The sequence below is a fragment of the Actinomyces sp. oral taxon 181 genome (genome assembly GCF_018370895.1).
GTDB lineage: Bacteria > Actinomycetota > Actinomycetes > Actinomycetales > Actinomycetaceae > Pauljensenia.
Genome location: NZ_JAGYZL010000015.1, coordinates 1 through 19,336 on the forward strand (window position 1 = coordinate 1; position 19,336 = coordinate 19,336).

Annotated in this window: 18 protein-coding genes; 9 read left to right on the forward strand and 9 right to left on the reverse strand. The window is 56.8% G+C overall.

The window, feature by feature from the left end; translation table 11 throughout:
* Window positions 1-41: 41 nt before the first annotated feature.
* Window positions 42-2,681, reverse strand: coding sequence for a SpaA isopeptide-forming pilin-related protein (locus KHW85_RS07175; protein ID WP_291459370.1), 2,640 nt, complete (start codon window positions 2,679-2,681; stop codon window positions 42-44).
* A gap of 220 nt (window positions 2,682-2,901) precedes the next feature.
* Here KHW85_RS07175 and KHW85_RS07180 point away from each other — a divergent pair, with 220 nt between their 5' ends.
* The 7 genes from KHW85_RS07180 to pknB are packed head-to-tail and all read left to right on the forward strand — an operon-like array spanning window position 2,902 to window position 11,870.
* Window positions 2,902-3,603, forward strand: coding sequence for a DUF3662 and FHA domain-containing protein (locus tag KHW85_RS07180; protein WP_048712442.1), 702 nt, complete (start codon window positions 2,902-2,904; stop codon window positions 3,601-3,603).
* A complete protein-coding gene (locus KHW85_RS07185) occupies window positions 3,600-4,076 on the forward strand; it encodes an FHA domain-containing protein (RefSeq protein WP_178706394.1) in 477 nt (158 codons plus the stop codon). Before KHW85_RS07180 ends, KHW85_RS07185 begins: the two co-directional genes overlap by 4 nt.
* A gap of 1 nt (window position 4,077) precedes the next feature.
* On the forward strand, window positions 4,078-5,442 hold the full coding sequence (locus KHW85_RS07190) for a PP2C family serine/threonine-protein phosphatase (RefSeq protein WP_291459371.1): 1,365 nt from the start codon (window positions 4,078-4,080) through the stop codon (window positions 5,440-5,442).
* Window positions 5,442-6,860 carry an FtsW/RodA/SpoVE family cell cycle protein gene (locus KHW85_RS07195; protein WP_291459372.1) on the forward strand — a complete coding sequence of 473 codons (1,419 nt, stop codon included), beginning with the start codon at window positions 5,442-5,444 and terminating at the stop codon, window positions 6,858-6,860. The genes KHW85_RS07190 and KHW85_RS07195 overlap by 1 nt, the downstream gene beginning before the upstream one ends.
* The gene (locus tag KHW85_RS07200) at window positions 6,857-8,314 is read left to right on the forward strand and encodes a penicillin-binding transpeptidase domain-containing protein (RefSeq protein ID WP_291459373.1); all 1,458 of its coding nucleotides are present in this window, start codon (window positions 6,857-6,859) and stop codon (window positions 8,312-8,314) included. The genes KHW85_RS07195 and KHW85_RS07200 overlap by 4 nt, the downstream gene beginning before the upstream one ends.
* Window positions 8,311-9,900, forward strand: coding sequence for a serine/threonine-protein kinase (locus KHW85_RS07205; RefSeq protein ID WP_291459374.1), 1,590 nt, complete (start codon window positions 8,311-8,313; stop codon window positions 9,898-9,900). Before KHW85_RS07200 ends, KHW85_RS07205 begins: the two co-directional genes overlap by 4 nt.
* Window positions 9,873-11,870, forward strand: coding sequence for a Stk1 family PASTA domain-containing Ser/Thr kinase (gene pknB / locus KHW85_RS07210; RefSeq protein WP_291459375.1), 1,998 nt, complete (start codon window positions 9,873-9,875; stop codon window positions 11,868-11,870). The genes KHW85_RS07205 and pknB overlap by 28 nt, the downstream gene beginning before the upstream one ends.
* 132 nt (window positions 11,871-12,002) lie before the next feature.
* On the opposite strand, the gene KHW85_RS07215 is transcribed toward pknB, so the two are convergent.
* From KHW85_RS07215 to KHW85_RS07225, 3 genes are read right to left on the reverse strand one after another with little or no spacing between them, the layout of a single operon-like run.
* Entirely contained in the window at window positions 12,003-12,155 is a 153-nt protein-coding gene (locus KHW85_RS07215) for a hypothetical protein (RefSeq protein WP_009408018.1), read from the reverse strand.
* 14 nt (window positions 12,156-12,169) lie between these two features.
* On the reverse strand, window positions 12,170-12,916 hold the full coding sequence (locus KHW85_RS07220; RefSeq protein ID WP_291459376.1) for a class E sortase: 747 nt from the start codon (window positions 12,914-12,916) through the stop codon (window positions 12,170-12,172).
* Window positions 12,909-13,637: a DUF881 domain-containing protein gene (locus KHW85_RS07225; RefSeq protein WP_291459377.1), complete on the reverse strand. Its 729-nt coding sequence runs from the start codon at window positions 13,635-13,637 to the stop codon at window positions 12,909-12,911. The genes KHW85_RS07220 and KHW85_RS07225 overlap by 8 nt, the downstream gene beginning before the upstream one ends.
* 164 nt (window positions 13,638-13,801) lie before the next feature.
* Between KHW85_RS07225 and KHW85_RS07230 the strand changes: the two genes are divergently transcribed.
* Window positions 13,802-14,218 carry a cell division protein CrgA gene (locus KHW85_RS07230; RefSeq protein ID WP_107070840.1) on the forward strand — a complete coding sequence of 139 codons (417 nt, stop codon included), beginning with the start codon at window positions 13,802-13,804 and terminating at the stop codon, window positions 14,216-14,218.
* 575 nt (window positions 14,219-14,793) lie between these two features.
* Here KHW85_RS07230 and KHW85_RS07235 read toward each other — a convergent pair.
* The 3 genes from KHW85_RS07235 to KHW85_RS07245 are packed head-to-tail and all read right to left on the reverse strand — an operon-like array spanning window position 14,794 to window position 17,012.
* On the reverse strand, window positions 14,794-15,555 hold the full coding sequence (locus KHW85_RS07235; RefSeq protein ID WP_291459378.1) for a DUF364 domain-containing protein: 762 nt from the start codon (window positions 15,553-15,555) through the stop codon (window positions 14,794-14,796).
* Between the two features lie 12 nt (window positions 15,556-15,567).
* Window positions 15,568-16,470: a rhomboid family intramembrane serine protease gene (locus KHW85_RS07240; RefSeq protein ID WP_291459379.1), complete on the reverse strand. Its 903-nt coding sequence runs from the start codon at window positions 16,468-16,470 to the stop codon at window positions 15,568-15,570.
* 20 nt (window positions 16,471-16,490) lie between these two features.
* Entirely contained in the window at window positions 16,491-17,012 is a 522-nt protein-coding gene (locus KHW85_RS07245) for a peptidylprolyl isomerase (protein ID WP_291459380.1), read from the reverse strand.
* Window positions 17,013-17,164: 152 nt separating this feature from the next.
* Here KHW85_RS07245 and KHW85_RS07250 point away from each other — a divergent pair, with 152 nt between their 5' ends.
* Window positions 17,165-17,767, forward strand: coding sequence for a hypothetical protein (locus KHW85_RS07250; protein ID WP_291459381.1), 603 nt, complete (start codon window positions 17,165-17,167; stop codon window positions 17,765-17,767).
* Window positions 17,768-17,881: 114 nt separating this feature from the next.
* Here the strand turns inward: KHW85_RS07250 and KHW85_RS07255 are convergent, their stop codons facing one another.
* Window positions 17,882-18,262: a hypothetical protein gene (locus KHW85_RS07255; RefSeq protein WP_291459411.1), complete on the reverse strand. Its 381-nt coding sequence runs from the start codon at window positions 18,260-18,262 to the stop codon at window positions 17,882-17,884.
* Between the two features lie 75 nt (window positions 18,263-18,337).
* Window positions 18,338-19,273, reverse strand: a complete 936-nt coding sequence (locus tag KHW85_RS07260; protein ID WP_291459382.1) for an HAD hydrolase family protein — start codon at window positions 19,271-19,273, stop codon at window positions 18,338-18,340.
* Between the last annotated feature and the right edge of the window lie 63 nt (window positions 19,274-19,336).

The following is a 19,336-nucleotide window of genomic DNA, read 5'->3' on the forward strand; positions in this document are numbered from 1 at the left end:
GCTCGCCAAGCGGCGAGCACCCCCACTTTATTGCGTGTTTCTCAGGCCCTCAGCCCTTCGCGGCGCTTCATCCACACAATGACACCGGCTGCAACCATCAGCACCGAACCAACACCGAGGTAGGGGTAGATACCCGTTGACCCCGACAGGGGCAGATGACCAACTTGCGTGTCTACAACACGGATACCCGCAAGAGCCGCATCTGCGGTACCTGCCTTTGCGGGCAGAACTCGCACGGAGGTAAATCCTTCGTCGGGACCGAAATCGGTCGTAATTACAGTCGAGGCAGCGGAATCAGTTCCAACGCTGATACGGAAGGGAATGGGACGCGGCAACAAAACATGACCTGCTGGGGCACGCGTTTCGACCAACCAATACGAGCGGTCTACTTCTAGCGGTGCGCTGACAAAAGTAGATCCGCCCTCGAGGACGCTCACGGGGGTACCGCTCAGCGCCTCGTTGTCATAGATCGCAAACGCGGCACCCTCCAGGGGGTAGGTGCCGTCCTCATTCCTCTGACCAATGGGCTGAGTCCCGGCCTTCTCGACGCGGATGGGACGCGGGCGAACCGGAGCACATGCCTCGTTATTGCTCACGCCATCATGGTCGTAGGGACCGCTAACGATGTTATACAAACCATTCTTTGGAGTCAGGCGATCCTTCGCCGTCTTGCAGTCCAAGGAAGCCTCGTTATAACCCGAGGCATTGCGATCCCTGCGAACCTTCATGCGGATATACCACGTGGTAGACTTGCCGGCTTCGACATTGGTTCCCGTAGTGAGCACGTAGGACGAGGCCGCACCTTGCTGGCGTGCACGCCCAAGACCATCAAGAGATTCAGCAATCGCTACTGAACGCACTGTGAGCCCGGGAGCAAACTGCGGGGTATCAACCAAACGTCCGGTTGTCCCCGCGATAGTACCGTCATTTGTTGCAGTAATACGGTACGTGACGGTGATATCGTCCGTCGTCGCACCTTCAACGCTCTCAAGGGCCTTCTCAATGCGCAGCTTGGGAGCCTTCTGTTCATTGGTAAAGGTACAGGTAATGGGCAGTGCAGCAACAGAATGTGCCGGGGCAACCTCTGAGAAGTCGACGCCTCCTGTGAAAGGGTCACGACTGACATTCACGCGCTCACCCACGCCATTCAGACAGGTCACATCTTTGAGCTGCCAGCGAGCGGCATTGGGGTCGTCGCTCACTTTCCACGGACCGAAGTAGCCGGGTTCACCAAATCGCAGGGGTCTTCTACCCGGGATTGTCGGACCGGTTTCCGCAATAACAAACTCCGAATACCCGGGAATAAAGGCCTGGTAGCCACTTGTGACAATGCCGCTTTCACCATAGCCGGTCGGGGTCAGCGGCGAATCCGCAAAAGAAGACCAGTCAACGAAGGAGTCCACCTGTTCATAAAGCGACAGAGGAGTCCCAGTCGGAGAACTCCAGTCACCCACACCTAGAGTTGTAAAGCCGAATCGGGGAATTGTCGTCGCAACGGAGGCAGACTCTTCGCTAATCTTCTTCGCCACTCGCACGTAACGTTCTTGGCTAAAAGATCCGTAGAGGCAACCGAAAGAGCTCTGATTTTCCTTCGTCGTAAAGGTAGAGACCGGCGTTGCACCTGCCGGGGGCTTTGCGGGGCAGGTTCCATCGGCACTGGGGACAAAACCAAAAAGCACTAGGCGGTAAGGAATCCCGTCAACTGTGATGGTCCGATCGGAGGTTGTCTTCGTAATGGACAAGACATCATCAGATGCGGGTGTCTGATCGGGCTTCCCCGCTGACTGCGGATAGTAGTTCGGGTAGTCGGTATAGATATCGCGATCGCCCTTACCTTCACCCACAAAGCTGTAGCAGTACCAGACTCCGTCACCATTTTCACGGGTCAGCGCATAGTAGGGGGCATTCGTTGGACAGGTTCGGGGAGCAGAAGCACGCGAAATCAACTTATAGGGACCGCCCGTGCGAGCAACCGCAGTCGTGTCGGTGTCATTGTCGGTTTCGTGTTGGTCGAAGGGGAACGAGTCTTCGAGGTCTCCCAGACGGATATCGAAGGAAGAGTGGACCCAGTGGATCTTTGAGGAGATCGGGAAATTATTGTGTCGCACCGTGCCAATGAGGAAGGTGTCATTCAAGGACACTGTTCCGGGGTTATTGGGCTTATAGCCCAGCGCACTGGTCGTTGATGCGGAAATTGCGTAGGGCGTGTAATCACCGTAATAGGGACTCTGGTGGACACTGGCCAGGTGATACTCCCATGCAATACCGCGAGTGATGTAGGACCAGTAATCGTTCCGCGCGACAGAAGCGTCCAACCACTTTTGGGAATACCCAGCTCCGTAAGGCACAGAGCTTTCATTCGAATCAGCGGAATTGTAGGATTCCATCCCTTTGATCACGCCGAAGTAGGAATTATCCGGCACAACCGTTGTGCGATCAGTTTCTGAGTCATTGAGCACGGCCTGACCAATACGCCCCTGAGAACGCGAGAGCGTAATGCTTGCGGCACCCGGAGTTTCTAGGGGAGCATCTGCTACTGCCCGTGATTGAAAACTCGCTACTCCCGGAAGAGTAACCAACGTTGTCAGGATGCACGAAACCAGGGCATAGCGAGCACGATTCGTCCGTCGAGGACTACGCTGCGCATGCTGCGGGTGGGGGGCACTACTGAACCGGTTCACGTATCTCCATTTCAGTGATCTTCCACGAGTTTAACAGTGCTAATTGATAGAGCAAACAGGTGGCGAAATACGTTTCGATAACACCTTGACTTAGCCCCACACGGCGACTTCACCCCGCCCAATTAGGGCCGAAACGGTAAAATACCCGTGTAGACCTGTCGATACTTGAGCGTCGATATGTCTCAGGAAAGAGGAAGACCGCGAACAAGGAACAGATGACATGGGCATTTTTGACCGTTTTGAAAACGCCGTTGAGCGCGGCGTAAACGGTGCTTTTTCTCGTGTGTTCCGTTCTGGGATCAAAGCCGTTGACGTTACCTCTGCACTCAAACGCGCAATGGATGACCACGTTCAAGAGCTGTCGACGGACCGCGCAATCGCGCCGAATCACTTCACCATTCGCATGGCGCCTGCGGACATGAACGCACTGGGCGACCTCGATATTCTTTCCGATGAATTCGTTCAGCAAGCCACCGACTACGCACAGTCTCAGGGCTACTCACTTCTCGGCCCAATCTCTATCGACTTCACAAAAGATAGCGACGAATTCACCGGCCAGCTCCAGGTTCAGGCACGCAACGAACGCGGTGCAGCGGCCCCGGCCACGGCCTCGTCGCCTTCACCCGAGCACCCCATCATTGACGTCGACGGAGAGAAGTGGCTCCTCACCGAACCCGTCACCGTCATTGGCCGCGGGACCGAGGCCGACATTACCGTCGCTGATTCGGGAGTTTCCCGCCGCCACCTAGAACTTCGTATCACCCCAACCGGCGTTATTGCTACCGATCTGGGCTCGACAAATGGTACCTTCGTCGAAGGACACCGCATCGACGCGGCGACCCTTCTTGACGGAAACCAGATCACCATCGGCCGCACCCGTATCTTATTCTGGACGCACCCGCAAAGTGAGGATGCCCAGTGACTTCTGATCTCACCTTTACCCTCTTCCGACTGGGATACCTTGTATTCCTCTGGCTCCTGGTCTTGGGAGCGGTCTCAACCCTGCGCCGAGATATTTTCGGCACTGTTGTGACCCCGCGCGGGAAGGGGCGAAAGGATGCGGATCGCAAACGACGTGAGTCTCGTCGCGCAAAAACCGGCACAGCTCCGCGCAATCTGCTTCTCACCGGCGGCCCCCTCGTTGGAACAGTCATCCCCCTGGGCGCCTCCCCCATCATCATTGGGCGTTCCCCCTCGTCGACTCTCGTTTTGGAAGACGAATACGCCTCTTCCCAGCACGCCCAGCTCACTCCTGCAGATGGTCAGTGGTGGATCGAAGACCTGGGGTCACGAAACGGAACTTTCGTGGATGACGAAAGGCTGACTTCGCCTCGGGAATTAAATGTTGGGGACATCGTCAGAATCGGCCAAACCACCCTTGAATTGGTGAAGTAACATGCCCCAATCCAAGCCCGTCGAGTTCCACTACGCCGCTCGCAGCGACGTCGGCTTGGTGCGTCAAAATAACCAAGATTCTGGCTACGCAGGCGCAAATTTACTGGTTTTAGCCGATGGAATGGGCGGTCCCGCAGGCGGCGATATCGCCTCGTCGGTCGCGATGGCTCACCTTGTTCCGCTGGACACCGACTCTCACCCGGCGGAATCTCTACTCCCCCTCCTTCGCGACGCTCTGATGGACGCTCACGAAGAGCTCTCCGAACGCTCGCAACATGATCCTGAGCTCGCAGGTTTGGGAACGACTTGCATTGCAATTTTGCGTTCGGGTCGGAAGCTCGCCATGGTTCACATCGGCGACTCGCGCGCATACCTTCTGCGCGGGGATACCCTGACTCAGGTCACCACCGACCACTCTTTCGTTCAGTATTTGGTTGATAGCGGTCAAATCACCCCTGAAGAGGCCGAACACCATCCTCAGCGCAACGTCGTCATGCGCATTCTGGGTGATTCCCAAGCCGATGTCACCCCCGATGAAACCATGCGCGAGGCGATCGTCGGCGATCGCTGGCTCCTGTGCTCTGACGGGCTTTCCGGCGTTGTTTCTGCCGATACGATCGCCGAGGTCCTCACCGACGTCCACGATCCCGGTGAATGCGCCGAAGAGCTGATCCGCCTTGCGCTTCTTGCCGGGGGTCCAGATAACGTCACCTGCGTTGTCGCCGATATCGTTCCGGCAGGTACCAACCCTCCCGCCGCGCCCCAGGTTGTCGGCGCAGCCGCAAAAGACCGCTTGGCTCCAACCCGAGGCGGAGGCGGTGCAGCCGCGCGTGCAGCCGCCCTTTCCGCGCCTACGAAGTCGCTTCCTCAAGATGACGAGGCCGAGCCTGAGCTCCCCCGTCGCGCACGCTTTGGGTGGGTCCTTCCCCTCGTCTCATTGATCACGGCCATTGCTGTTGTTATCGGTGGATGGTTCGGCTGGAAGTGGACCCAAACTCAGTACTACGTGCTGGGCAAAGATGGTGCTGTGGTGATCTACCAAGGTATTCCGCAGTCAATTGGATCGTGGAATCTCTCGCATGCGGTGGAAATTACCGATGTGAAGCTCGATCAGCTTGCCGCGGTCGACCAGCAGCGTCTGCAAGAACCCGTCACTCGTACTTCTCGCAGCGATATCGACGCCTACGTGGCAGTCCTGCGATCGAATGCCCGCGAGCGCGCTTTGGAAAAGGAACGCGAAGCACAGCAGCAAAAGGAACAGCAGGAACGCGAGCAAAACCAGAACAACCAGCAGGGACAAGAGGGCCAAGGTTCCACAGGCGATAATTCCGCCAATTCCTCGGCCAATCAGGAAGGGGGACACTAATGGCAACCGTGTCCATTAACCCCGTTCGTCCCCGACGTTTCCTTGAGCTTGTCCTTATGCTTCTTGCCCTAGCCGTCGGCATTGGTGGCTATGTCATCACCAGTATCAACCGGACGGGCGAACCACCGGCAAACCTCGGCCTTCACATTGGAATTTTGCTGGCCATTGCAATCCTTGCGGAAATCGGAGTCCACTTCTTGGCTCCCTACGCTGATCCCGTTATTTTGCCGGTCGCCGTTGCGCTCACCGGCATGGGTTTGGCGATGATTTACCGTATTGACCTATCATTGAACGCGCTGGGCATGGGCACAGTCGGCATGCGTCAAATGATGTTTGTCGGTATTGCAATTGCGTTGGCCGCAGTCATTTTGGTCGTTATTCGCGACCACCGGATCCTGCGTCGCTACACCTACACTTTCGGCCTGCTTTCGCTTGTTTTGCTCCTTTTGCCGATGATTCCCGGACTGGGTAAGGAAACCTACGGTGCTCGCGTGTGGATCAGCCTGGGACCGCTTTCAATGCAGCCCGGTGAGCTCGTCAAGATCACGCTGGCAATCTTCTTCGCGGGTTACTTGGTGAACAACCGCGATAACCTCGCGATTGGCGGCCCCAAGGTTCTGGGCATGCGGATGCCCCGCGCTCGCGACCTCGGACCAATCTTGGTCGTATGGCTTGTGGGGGTAGCAATCCTGGTTCTTCAACGGGATCTGGGGACCTCGCTGCTCTTCTTCGGCCTTTTTGTTGCGACCCTGTATGTCGCAACAAACCGCGTTTCCTGGCTGGTCATTGGCTTCCTCATGTTCGTCCCCGCTGTTCTTGTTGCCATCAGCACCTTCAGCCACGTTCGCGCTCGTTTCTCAGTCTGGCTCAATGCTCTTGACCCCGAGGTCTACAACGCTCAAGCCGGCGGCTCCTATCAGCTGGTCCAAGGCCTCTTCGGCCAGGCCTCGGGCGGGCTTATGGGAACGGGCTGGGGTCGCGGTTATCCACAGCTTGTACCTCTGGCTAACTCGGACTTCATCCTCTCTTCTTTCGCTGAAGAACTTGGAATTACTGGCCTTGCGGCGATCTTGGTCCTGTACTTGATTCTTATTGAACGAGGCATGCGCGCGGCAATCGGCGTGCGTGACGGCTTCGGGAAGCTCCTTGCCACGGGCCTGAGCTTCTCCTTCGCAATCCAGATCTTCGTGGTTTTGGGCGGTATTACTCGACTGATTCCACTCACCGGCCTAACCGCTCCTTTCTTGGCAGCCGGTGGCTCTTCGATGGTGTCCTCATGGCTGGCTGTTGCTCTTCTGATCCGCGTATCGGATGCTTCACGTCGTCCTTCGGTGCCCTCAACCTGGACCTCGGGCAATCTCCCCGTTGTTGATGCCAAGAAGCGTCACACCCCCGAACACGCGGGAGGTCGCCTGTGAATACCCAGATTCGTCGTCTTTTCGTCGTCGTTTTGACGATGTTTGCGGCTCTTGGCCTGATTGTGACGAATAATCAGGTCATTCAGGCCCCATCTCTCAATGCCGACGGGCGCAATCAGCGAACCATCCTCCATGCCGCCGAAATTGACCGCGGTCCCATCATCGTTGCTGGAGAAGCCATCGCTTCGTCAAAGAAGATCGAGGATTCTTCGCGCTACCAGCGTTCCTATGCCCAGGGTCCCCTCTACGCTCAGACAACGGGCTACTTCTCTGCGGCTTTCTCTCAATCGACTGGGATGGAAGCAGCGGCTGAAGACATTTTGGATGGACAGTCTCAGGTTCTTCTTGCCCAGCGTTTCCGTAACCTTTTCACCGGGCAAAACCGCCAAGGTGGTGGCGTCGTTTTGACGCTCAACCCGAATATGCAGAAGATCGCGGCTGAAAAACTGGGCAATCGCAAGGGCGCAGTTGTTGCTCTCGATGCCAAGACCGGCGCGGTCTTGGCCATGTATTCTTCGCCTTCCTACGATCCCAATTCGCTGGCGATCTTCGATTCACAGGAAGCCAATACCGCTTACACGAATCTCATTAACGATCCCTCTAAGCCCCTGTACAACCGCGCGATCGCAGGCGACTTATATGCTCCCGGATCGAGCTTCAAGATCCTGACAACCATTGCTCTTCTTGAAAAGGGCGCAGTCACTCCGGAAACAGAGATGGACTCCCCCGTCTCGACCACGCTTCCCGGAACGGCCACCTCGGTGTCAAATATTGAATCAACCGAATGCGGCAACGGACACCCAACCCTTTCCGAAGCCTTTGCGCGTTCATGCAACACAACCTTTGTCTTGGCCAGCGAGAAACTGACGCACACGGATTTGGCCGATGTCACAAACCGTTTTGAGTTCGGAACCTCCCAGAAGATTCCGCTCAGCGTCACGCCCTCTCAGTTCCCTGATTCAACGGATTCTGCACAGCTGGCAATGAGCGCAATCGGCCAGTACTCGGTCAAGGTCACCCCTATGGAAATGGCGATGATCGCACAGACCATTGCCAATAAGGGAACAATGATGCGTCCCTACCTGATTTCTCAGATCGTTGATTCTGATCTTCAGGTTCAATCGCAAACCTCACCAATCCGCGTGGGTCAGAAGATCACCCCCGAGATCTCCTCCCAACTGACGCAGATGATGACCGGCGTTGTCTCCCAGCCCTATGGAACCGGAACCTCCATGGCAATTCCAGGAGTTTCTGTTGCAGCCAAGACCGGCACCGCTGAATTGGGCGACGGTTCCGGCCGCGCAAATGCCTGGGCAGTTGGTTTCGCCCCCGCAGATAATCCACAGATCGCCTTCGCGGTACTTGTTGAAGGCGATGAATCCCATCCCGTCCTGCACGGTGGAACCGACGCGGGCCCCATCGCACGTGCACTTCTCCAGGAGGGTCTGAAGTGAGCGATCCCAAACCAACACGGGCACCAAACCAGCTGGCCGGGCGAGTCCTGGGCGGCAGGTATCTGCTGCTTTCCCTCATTGCCCAAGGAGGAATGGGCGAGGTCTGGAAGGCACGAGATCGCGTCACCGGCCGCATCCTCGCTGCGAAGGTCTTGCGCCCAGAGTTATCCGGGCAGGAACTTTCGCTCTCCCGCTTGCGTATCGAAGCACGTAACGCGATGAGCGTTGAGCATCCAAATATCGCCAATGTCTTGGATTCGGGCGAAGAAAACGGTCGCGGCTGGATCATCATGGAGCTGGTTGAAGGACGTCCTTTGACCGATTACCTGCGCGGTGGCCAGTCTTTAGCTCCCGAATACCTCATGCCCATTCTCATGCAGATTGCAATGGCTTTGGGCGCGGCGGCTCAGGCAGGTGTCGTCCATCGCGATATCAAGCCCGCAAACGTTCTCATTCGACCCGACGGTATGGTTAAGCTGACGGATTTTGGCATTTCTCGTACAGATTCGCAGATCGATCTGACCGCCGATGGCATGGTGATGGGAACCGCCCAGTACCTTCCCCCCGAGCAGGCAATGGGAGAGAAAGCCACCTCATTGGGCGACCTTTACGCTCTGGGTGTCATTGCCTACGAGGCCGCGGCCGGGGTTCGTCCTTTCACCGGGAAGTCCCAGGTCGATATCGCCTTCGCCCACGTCAATGAGCCGGTTCCCGCGCTTCCGGATACGGTTCCTGCTCCCCTTGCTCAAGTGATCTACCGCTTGTTGGATAAAGATCCACAGCAGCGCCCCGCATCGGGTTCTGCGCTTGTTCGTGAACTGGTTGCGGCAGCCAGTGAGATGGGCGTTTCCCTTCAGGCACGTCCGCTCCCCGCCCCAAGCGTCCCAGCTCCGCAGCACGGTGCTCCACCGGCTCCGGGTGAACCCGCGGTCGAAACACGCGTCAACCCCGTGGCTCGCCGCAGCGCACCGATTCGCCACACGCACCGTCGTTCCCTTCCCGAGGACATGCTCGAGCCCGTCGATTTTGATGCACAGGCAGCACAGCCTTCCCTGGCAGCCCGCCCTGTGACGCCGACGCGCACTCCCGAGGCCTCGCACAAGGATTCCCCAACGCGATCTTCCCTTTCCTCGCATATTTCTACGGCCTCGCGAAGGGAAGAGCGGGGTGACGGACCAGGGCGCAGGACGCAAAGCCGCGGCGCAGCTCCTGCGGTGCACACCCCCGCGCCCGAGGCCTCGGCACGCAAAGCACCTACAGCACCAGCGCGTCCTAAACGGCCTGCTCAGACCATAAGAATCAACCCCGCGCTTTTCCGCTGGCATGCGATCACGGAAGAGAACGGCACAATCCTCACGAGCGCTCCCGCAAAGACTCGCTACAATCGTTCTGTTGTGGCGCCGGAGCCAAGCCGCAGTGAGCAAATCGGAAAATGGCTGGTCATCTTCCTGATCTCTCTCACAATTTTCTTAATTGCGGTTGCTACTATCCACAACAGATTAGGGTCGCTCCTGCACAGGACAAGTGCAGACGTCTCACTCAATCAGGAGGTTTCGACATGGCAGAATCCGCCCCTCGAGTTCTAGGGGGACGCTACGAGGTGCGCTCGCTCATCGGGCGCGGCGGGATGGCCGAAGTTCACCTCGGATTCGACAAGCGTCTGTCGCGAATCGTTGCAATTAAGACTCTTCGCACCGACTTGGCGATGGATTCCGTCTTCCAGGCGCGCTTCCGTCGCGAGGCCCAATCCGCGGCTTCGCTTAACCACCCAAACATCGTTGCTGTCTACGACACCGGTGAAGAGCCAACCATCCTCCCCGATGGTCGTCGAGTGTCGATTCCTTACATCGTCATGGAATACGTTGATGGGCGTCCGCTGAAGGACCTGCTCTCTGACGATGCGGGCCCCTTCCCCATTCCCGAGGTCGTCGACATTGTTGCCGGTGTTCTCTCTGCGCTGGAATACTCGCACTCTGCTGGCCTGGTTCACCGCGATATCAAGCCCGGCAACGTCATGCTGACTTCCAAGGGTGAAGTCAAGGTCATGGACTTCGGTATTGCCCGCGCAATCGCCGATTCTCAGGCGACAATGACGCAGACGAACGCAGTCGTTGGCACTGCTCAGTACCTTTCTCCTGAGCAAGCACAGGGTAAGCCGGTGGATGCGCGCTCGGATCTGTACTCAGCGGGCGTCCTGCTCTTCGAGCTTCTCACCGGAAAGCCCCCATTTACCGGGGATTCTGCGGTAGCCGTTGCCTATCAGCACGTGCAGACTCTCCCGCCGCTTCCTTCATCGATTGCGCCCGATGTTCCGGCGGAAATGGACCGCGTCGTCATGAAGGCTCTGGCTAAGAACCCTGACGATCGCTATTCTTCAGCGGCTGCAATGAAGGCCGACCTTCTGCGCGCGGCTCATGGCTCTCACGTGAACGCGCCCGACACCGCGGTGTGGACGACCCAGGCAACGCAGACGCTTCCCGCAGTTGCCACGCCTCCCGCATTCCCCGCAGCATCTTCACCTTCCGAGGCCCAGGAGACCCAAATCCGAACTCGTGGGGCTGCGGCAACTGCGGTTCGTCGCGATGATGAGGAGCAAGAGGACGAGAAGAAGCGTCCTGCGGCTCTGATCGCGGGAATCATCGGTGTTGTCCTGGTTGCGGTTATTGGTATCGCCTGGCTTTTCCTGACGCATACTCGCGCCGATTCGACGACAGAGGTGCCCAACGTTGTTGGTCAGACCCAGGCCGAGGCCATGAAGACCATTACGGATAAGGGTTTCGAGTGGGCTGTTGCGAACGAGCAGGTTGCTTCTGACAGCGTTCCTGCCGGTTCCGTTGTTTCAACCGATCCGAAGGCCGGAACCGCCGCAAAGCCCGGTTCCCGCGTTATTGCAACGATTTCTTCGGGTCCCGCCTCCATCACTCTGCCGGATAACCTTGTCGGCATGACCCCAACGCAGGCTCAGCAAACTGTTGAAGCTTTGGGCTTGAAGTGGACTCTGTCCGACCAGAAGGAAGCCTCTGATACGGTCGAAAGCGGCAAGATTGCACGCGTTAGCCCTTCTGCAGGCTCGAAGGTCCGCGCTGGATCAACCATTACCGGTTACGTGTCCTCTGGCTCTGAGAAGGTCACGATCCCCGATGTCACTGGCATGAGCCAGGATCAGGCTCGCACTGCACTGACTCAGGCCGGCCTGTCGGTTGGAAACGTCAACACCGTCGATGAGGGCGGCGCCCAACAGGGTCGCGTTGTCTCGACCTCTCCGGCTGTGGGTTCCGAGGCCAAGCGCGGCGATACCATTGCCCTGAACATTGCTTCGGGTAACATCACCGTTCCTCAGAACCTGACGGGTGCAAACTACACCGAGGTCGCCTCTCAGCTTGAGGCCTTGGGGTTGCGTGTGACCGTCATCCAGATGCCTGACCGTAACGCAGCTGCTGGTGTTGTCACCGGTGTGACGCCCAGTGAGGGTTCTGCGGTACGACAGGGTAGCTCCATCACTCTCTACGTGTCACAGGGTGGGTCTTCGGCCTCTCCCAGCCCCTCAGGCCACTAAGGCTCACAAGGCCCGCCAAGCAGACTGACAAGCAGTCTGCTTGGGGGGCCTTGCCCGAAGGGCTGACAATCTGAACTGAATACACTGTGGGGGGCCGGCAATGCCGGCCACTCTATGCTCATTCTCGGTCAATCAGACCGCAGCGCCACCCAAGCCAAAGAAACGCTCTGCCCATGGGTAGACGTATGCAAAAAGCACGGCGACAGCGAAGGCAGCAATCACCAGGCACAAGAAAACTCGGAACCACGTGGGTCCCGGAAGGTGGCGGAAAAACCATCCGTACATATTGAATTCCTTCCTTACTCCACGGGCTCATCGAGTAGTTCGGCGGGGACACCCGTACTCTTCGGAGTCCACGATTCCAACTTGAGGTGAACGATAAAACGCTCAGAGTTGCCGTACTCGGGGTTGCAGGTCGTCATTGTCATCAGACGTTCAGTGGGCTGCTTTGAGAAGGTGAGATCACCGGGAACCGGGGCAATGACGCGGATATTGGTTTCATCGTTGGCGGGAACGATCTCATTGGACTGGTAGGTGTAGACCAGATAGACGTTATCGGTCTCGACAACAACCTTGTCATTGTCCTTGAGCAGGTCAATGAAACGGAATGAATTGCCATATGAACGACGGTGTGCGGCAACCGAGAAGTTACCCACCTGGCCGGGCTGCGCGGTGTCCTTGTAATGGCCGGCCCAACCCTGATCGATCACGCTGCCTGTCGTGCCTTCACCCAATGGGATCTTCATCCAGTTCCATGAAGGAACATGGATCACTCCGTAGAGTTCATCGATTGCCGGGTTCAGGGTGAACTCCGGCGGATCGTCGGTATGACGCTCACCCAGGGTTCGGTTCGATGGGTGCTTGCTGGAGAAGTCCGCGACTGCTTGCGCGCGGGGGCCTTCTACCTTGTATGTCGTCCAGTACAACTGCCAAACGGCAAATAACCCCAAAATGACGGCAATCGTAATGAGGAGCTCGCCGATGACCGAGAGGAAGGTGACGCGATAGCGACGGGGGGCAGCCGCTTCTTTCACATGTTCACCCATTCTCTTTCACCACCTGTGCGTATCGAAGGGATAGGTCTTGGTCTGATGCCGGAAATTCCAGTTTGTCTGAAGTTTTCAACTCCCAGCCCAATCCGTAGCGTGCCACATAACGCTGATAGTTGACGACTCGAGGGTTCGTTTCGACTGAATTTCGGAGCTGATTCACATTTCCGATCGCCGAAATCTTGTAGGGCGGAGAGAAGGATGTGCCACCGACCAAAATGACGTTTCCAATGCAGCGCACAACGGTTCGCGGGGCGATACGCACACCTTGGACGGTCATCGCCTCTGCGCCGCCTTCCCACATTGCATTCATGACATCATCAATGTCCTGCTGGTGAATGACCAGATCGTTGGGGTTGACGTTATCCGGAATGCTGTCTGTGGGCGCATCTGAAAGGGTCACCGTAATACCCGGACCCGAGACGGGAACTTTAGAGAGCTCACCGACGTTATGGCTGCTCTGCTGGCCAGCTGCCGGAACATGGCCCGCAATCTGATCTTTCAGGCTGCGGACCCCGTCTTGGAGGTCTTTCACTTCATTTTGACGGTGTGCGACAAGCCCAGCCAGATCGACAGCGGTTTGTGAGCGGGTTTCCGAGTTTGAGCGCGCACTGGCGACAAAGAGCATTCCCGAGGCCGTGGTGACGATGAGAACAGACAGAGCCGAGCGCAGGGTACGACCCGTCGGGCGGGTGAGCGGTCGGCCGAAAAGTTTCACATCATCTCCTGTTGGCGACTAGGTGTACCTCTAGTATCCCTTGTTTGAGGGTGCAACGCCCAGTTGCTTTTGATGTTTGGCTCAGTCCCGCTAGGCTAGAGGAAGGCCGCCTGTCGCGGCGTTTCCCGGGGAGATCCCGACACTTGCCGCATGAAAGGAAAATCGTGGCTGAGCCGAAGAAGAGCGAAGAGCGCGAGGAAGAGAAGAAAGACGCACAGACCGAGGAGCGTTCCGAGAAGCGCGAAGAGCGTCACGCACATGAGGACGAGAAGAAGGACTCGAAGCGCGAGGAACACGGCAAGCGTTCATCAAGCAAGAAGCGCGATCACGAATCTCGCGTTGAGAAGCGCGCAAAGGCCGAGTCAGAAAATGAAATCCATGCCTGGACCGATGGCATTCCGCTTTCGCCTGTGTGGTGGGCACCCGTCTTCACGACCCTGATGATTGTCGGCCTGCTCTGGATTGTTGTCTTCTATATTTCCGGAGCCACGTACCCGATTCCGAAGATCGGTCAGTGGAACTTGGCAGTCGGTGGCGGTATCGCATTCGTCGGCTTTCTTATGACTATGCGTTGGCGCTGAGCATATCGCCGAACGTGAATTCTCCTTTCTGATGAACTGAATTCACGGTTGAGTCTCAAGGGGCTGGGACACCCGTAAGGGGGTCCGAGCCCCTTTGCTTTCACGCGTCACTAGATTTTTCTTCGTCAGATCTTAGATATCGACGATTTTGGGCGCTTTAGAGGCGTGAATCCACATCCACAGTCAAAAGTTATCCACAGGCAAATCCACAGCTGGGGACAAATACCATCGATGTAATTACCCAGCATCGATTCCCAGATTTACTAATGAATTTAGTTTCATGAAGATTGAATTGAAACTTCAGACTTGCGGTATATCAACGAAAACTCACTTTTTTGCCACAAAAACAACAAAATGATGTCCGGCAGCACACTTTTCAGCTTCGCACAATGATTTCGCGCTGTATCCACACTTTATCCACAACATCCACAGGCAAAATGAGCAAGCTTCCATTTAGTTTCCAGCTTTCGCCCAGAATGAGCTAAGAAGCGGCTAAAGCGGAGCCAATTACGGACATTTAGCGGGTCACTACACTCCCCGCATCACCTCGATGTGGGGCAATACCTCCACGCAGACTAGGCGTGGAACTCGATACGCCGACCGGCCTCGTACATGCCCCCAAGGCGCTGGCCACCCAAAGCGGGCTGGAAGGAAGCAATATCTGTCGTCGAGAAGGTCGTCAGCGAATTCATGCCGTACTCGGTCAGCAAGGTCGCAGCGGGAGCCGAAGGTCCAACAATAATCGTCCGTGCACTCCGGGAAAGCTCCAAAAGACGCGGCATTGTCTTATTCACAAAAGCCGAACCCGTGATAAAGACGTAGTCACAGGTGGGAAGAACATATTCTGCGGCTGTATCTGGCAAATCTCCATCCAGCACGTTGCGCTCGAAGATCAAGAGCTCAGATGCGGCGGAAAGGGCCGCAGCAGCGAAGGGGAAATGCCCAATAACCGCGACGCGCTTGCCGGCAACCTCAGCCGACCAGGGATCAAAAAGGTTCTGCCAGTTATTCACCTGGCAAGGAACAAAACCTGCGGCTTCTGCCCGCGAGGGAAGCGCATACCAAGAATTCACAGCGGCCATCCCAAGGGCGGCCTCGGCGAAATTCCAACTCTTCGCATAAGCGGCAACCTCACGCAAACTCATGCCAGAGGGGTCGGCGGGAAGGCGGCGAGCAATCGATTCAACGGGCATATGGAAGGCCATTCCCGCACCGGCCTCGGAATTCTCAATGAAAGCCCACTTACCAAAACGCCCACTAGCCGTGACTTGCACGGTCGGGTCGATCTGGTCAATCAGTCGATCATAGATCTCCCACGGATTCCACAGGTCCAGCATCGAAACTCCTACTCAGATATTAAGAAGCACCATATAGGTAACAACAATGATGACAAGCTCAGTAAGGAACATACCTGCAATACCAAGATACAAACGGCGGCGTTGTTTCTTCGCTGTCATCCCGGAACGCGGCTTACCCAAGGCGAGCATCCCCCAGGTTGCGAGCAGCCCAAAAAGCAAACCGCCAAGATGAGCCTGCCAGGATAACCCTGAAACGATGAAGCCATACAGGAGGTTAACTGCAAGAAGGCCGGCAACGGCTCGCACGTCAATCCCAGCGGCCCGCTGCAAAACAAAAACCGAGCCGAAAAGGCCAAAAATCGCACCCGAGGCACCGACGGTCACCGTCAAGGCGGATGAGGGGTCAATCAGTACCCACCCCAAAACACCAAGGGTTCCACCAAGAGCGCTCAAAAGATAGAGACAGAAGTAGGGACCGCGTCCCAGCGCTGGCTCCAATGCACGCCCAACTGCGTAGAGCGAAACCATATTGAAGGCAATGTGCATGAGATTCACATGCAAGAACGCCGTCGTCAGGATCCGCCACGGCTGATACAGGCCATGAATCGGTGTGAATCCCAAGTATTGGGTGATCACGCCCTTGGCAAGAATGTCGCCTACCCACAGAGCCACGCACACGCCAATGATCGCGTAGGTGATGACAGGGGTTTGTGCGCTCACCCGGACGCTCCCCCATTGGCGAGGCCGGGCGGCGCGGGCGCTTCCGAAAAGGTTGCCTCGGCCTCGGCCCGCGCAGTCCACACAGATTGAACGGACTTCCGTGGGTACAACACACTGGGTGCACATGGGTCGATTGCAGCGCTTGCAGTAATCGACGCTGCGCACTCCGGGGTGGCGCGGGCACTCGGGTGCAGCGTAGGGATCAGAACGCTGACCGTACAGAGGCTGAGACATATAAACCTTCCGGTTTGTGGTCACTCAGTGATGTCGATCGATTCGATGACGACATCTTCGACCGGACGATCGTTACGACCGGTACGGGTTGTTGCAATCGCGTCGACAACTCGCTTGGAGTCTTCGTCGATCACTTCACCGAAAATGGTGTGGTTTCCGTTGAGCCACGGGGTGGGTGCAACGGTGATGAAGAACTGAGAGCCGTTGGTTCCCTTGCCCATGCGCTTGCCTGCGTTTGCCATGGCCAGAAGGTAGGGCTTGGAGAAGGTCAGATCCGGGTGGATCTCATCGTTGAACTGGTATCCGGGACCGCCGGTTCCGGTACCTAGGGGGTCACCGCCCTGAATCATGAAGCCATCAATGACGCGGTGGAAAATCGTGCCATTAAAAAGGGGGCGCGAGGTGGGTTGACCATTGTTGGGGTCAATCCATTCGCGTTCACCCTGTGCAAGTGAGGTGAAGTTCTTGACGGTGTTGGGGGCTTGCTCGGGGAAAAGCTCGAGTCGAATATCGCCCTTATTGGTGTGAATTGTTGCTTCCATATCTCCATGGTTCCAGATTCAGGCGAGATCGGCACGCTATTTTGCTCGGTATTCACTTAATGAAGCTGCATCTAATGGTCAAAGAGTGCACAATAGAGGGGTCCATGCGTTCACTCAACGGACGCGAATTTTTTTATAGATTCGGAGACATCATGGCAAGGACCCCGAACATCGACACCGAAAAGCTCAAGGCGCAGGGCCTACAGCTCCGCGACGCAGCGGCTGTGCACGCGGGCCGTCTCGCCGTGCGAGCCGCCGATCTGGCAGAGCAGGGACTGGACTGGGCAGCTCCTCGCGCACAGGCCGCACTCTCAAACGCGATTGAGCGCGCGACTCCCCTTGTTGAGTCCGCAAGCGAACGCGCACAGTCTGTCGCCGACCGCGCTCAGCCCTTCCTTTCCGACATTCACGGCCACGTCGTGGAGGACTACCTGCCCCGTCTGAACAAGGCAGTGTCCGCATCCGCCACTGCTCTTGCTGCTGAGGGCGATCTGGCCTCGCGCGCACGCGCCGCTCGTTCCGCATCGGCACAGGCACTGGCCACCCCGACCCGTAAGAAGAAGTGCTGCAAGAAGAAGGGCCGCCTGCTTCGCGCCCTCTGCTTCACCGCACTTACCGCTGCCGCTGCTGGTGCAGGCTACGTCCTGTGGAAGCGCAGCCAGCCGATCGAAGATCCGTGGGCCGAGGATTACTGGGCAGACCTCGAGGTCGAAGACTACAGCGCTGATCAGAACCAGGAAGCTTCTGCCGAGTAAGACAGAGCGCCTCTGAGAAGGCTTAACGTTTGGGGTCGCGACGCAATGCGTCGCGACCCCAAAACATTTCTCTGTCCAGATCTTCACCGGCGAAGATACTCGGCTAAAAATGCGCTAACCGGCAATGAAGAAGAGTCCCACGAATCCAAGGATTCCCAATACCAAGGAACTCACATTCAGAACAATCGCCCACACGTTGAGCGTACGCTGTGCCGCCGAGACCTGAACTGCACGACTCGGAATCGACAAGACTACGCCAAGAATATTCATCGGGCCGATGAGGCCAACCCACATGAGCAAGATCAGGATCCAGACCCAACCGGCGCCTTCGGGATGTCCGCTCTTGATTGCGTCTTGGATGATCAGGTAGGGGAACAAAAACGAACAAATGACAAGAATCCAGCCGATAATACCGAGGATCAACGGGAAACGCTTCAGTTTCGCTTCACCTTGCCTAAACGGGGTTCCGAAGTTTTGACCGGCCGGCTGCGGCATGCTCACGTTGTCCTCCTCGTGGATATTTCTTCCGGAGACTGAGACTATCGAAGGCTTCGGACCCTGTAAAGGTGACTACTCAAGGAAAGAGCTCAGCACCCGTACAACCCCGGCCTCGTTATTCGAAGGGGCAACAAAGCGAGCGGCGGCAAGGATATCGGGGGATGCATTCGCCATCGCAAAGGAAAATTCAGCGCGCGACATCATCCCAAGGTCGTTTCCCGCATCTCCAAATACTGCGGTTTGTGCAGGTGAGACCCCAAGATACTTCTGCAGCTCGCTGACAGCTTTGCCTTTATCGACTCCACGCATCTGCAAATCAGCCCAGTTATCGCCGGAAAGCGCGAATTGATGACTCTGCTTGAATGTTCCCAAAGTTCGTTCAGCCAAGGGCTTCACATCTCCTGCGCTGCGCAGGGCAAGCTTGATGATCGCGTCATCCAATTCACCGTGTTCAATCTCGTCAAGTACCTCAAGCAGGTCTTCAACAACCTGAGTTCGTGCGTAGTACGGAGAGATTGCATGCAAGAAAGGTTCATCGCTGCGCTCGATATACGCTGATTTCTTCCCGCAAACGACAAGGCCTCCATCCCACTGAGCAGCTTCCATTTCCTGGGCATTCCCGTCTTGCGAATCGGGATGCTCAGCAAAGAAATCGCCCTGACGCACGTGATGACGGACCAACTCGACACACCGACGTACCGTCCCTAGGTCAAGGGGACTTGAGGAAATCTCTTCCCCATCACGCATAACGACCGCGCCATTTTCACCGATAAAGGTCATCCCGGCGCGGCCGGGGAACATGTTGATCAGAGTCCAGATTTGTCGACCTGAGGCGGGAACAAAAGTGATGCCGCGATCCTCCATAGAATCGAGGAGCTGCTCCAGTCCGGCAGGGAAGTTTTTCTGATCATCCAACAAGGTCCCATCCATATCGACTGCTGCCAGACGAATATCAGCATTCGCGTATGTGGCGGGATCACTTGCCTGCGGCATTGACGCTTCGCGCATGTGTAGTACTTCCTCACGACCGGAAATGACGTCCTCAAGGGCAACCATTGAACAGAAAAGGAC

Coding starts and splice junctions, on each gene's coding strand:
- KHW85_RS07215 (WP_009408018.1), bottom strand. CDS start 12,155: ATGTACGGATGGTTTTTCCGCCACCTTCCGGGACCCACGTGGTTCCGA.
- KHW85_RS07195 (WP_291459372.1), top strand. CDS start 5,442: ATGGCAACCGTGTCCATTAACCCCGTTCGTCCCCGACGTTTCCTTGAG.
- KHW85_RS07235 (WP_291459378.1), bottom strand. CDS start 15,555: ATGCTGGACCTGTGGAATCCGTGGGAGATCTATGATCGACTGATTGAC.
- KHW85_RS07250 (WP_291459381.1), top strand. CDS start 17,165: ATGGCAAGGACCCCGAACATCGACACCGAAAAGCTCAAGGCGCAGGGC.
- KHW85_RS07260 (WP_291459382.1), bottom strand. CDS start 19,273: ATGCGCGAAGCGTCAATGCCGCAGGCAAGTGATCCCGCCACATACGCG.
- KHW85_RS07240 (WP_291459379.1), bottom strand. CDS start 16,470: ATGTCTCAGCCTCTGTACGGTCAGCGTTCTGATCCCTACGCTGCACCC.
- KHW85_RS07245 (WP_291459380.1), bottom strand. CDS start 17,012: ATGGAAGCAACAATTCACACCAATAAGGGCGATATTCGACTCGAGCTT.
- KHW85_RS07220 (WP_291459376.1), bottom strand. CDS start 12,916: ATGGGTGAACATGTGAAAGAAGCGGCTGCCCCCCGTCGCTATCGCGTC.
- KHW85_RS07255 (WP_291459411.1), bottom strand. CDS start 18,262: ATGCCGCAGCCGGCCGGTCAAAACTTCGGAACCCCGTTTAGGCAAGGT.
- pknB (WP_291459375.1), top strand. CDS start 9,873: ATGGCAGAATCCGCCCCTCGAGTTCTAGGGGGACGCTACGAGGTGCGC.
- KHW85_RS07190 (WP_291459371.1), top strand. CDS start 4,078: ATGCCCCAATCCAAGCCCGTCGAGTTCCACTACGCCGCTCGCAGCGAC.
- KHW85_RS07180 (WP_048712442.1), top strand. CDS start 2,902: ATGGGCATTTTTGACCGTTTTGAAAACGCCGTTGAGCGCGGCGTAAAC.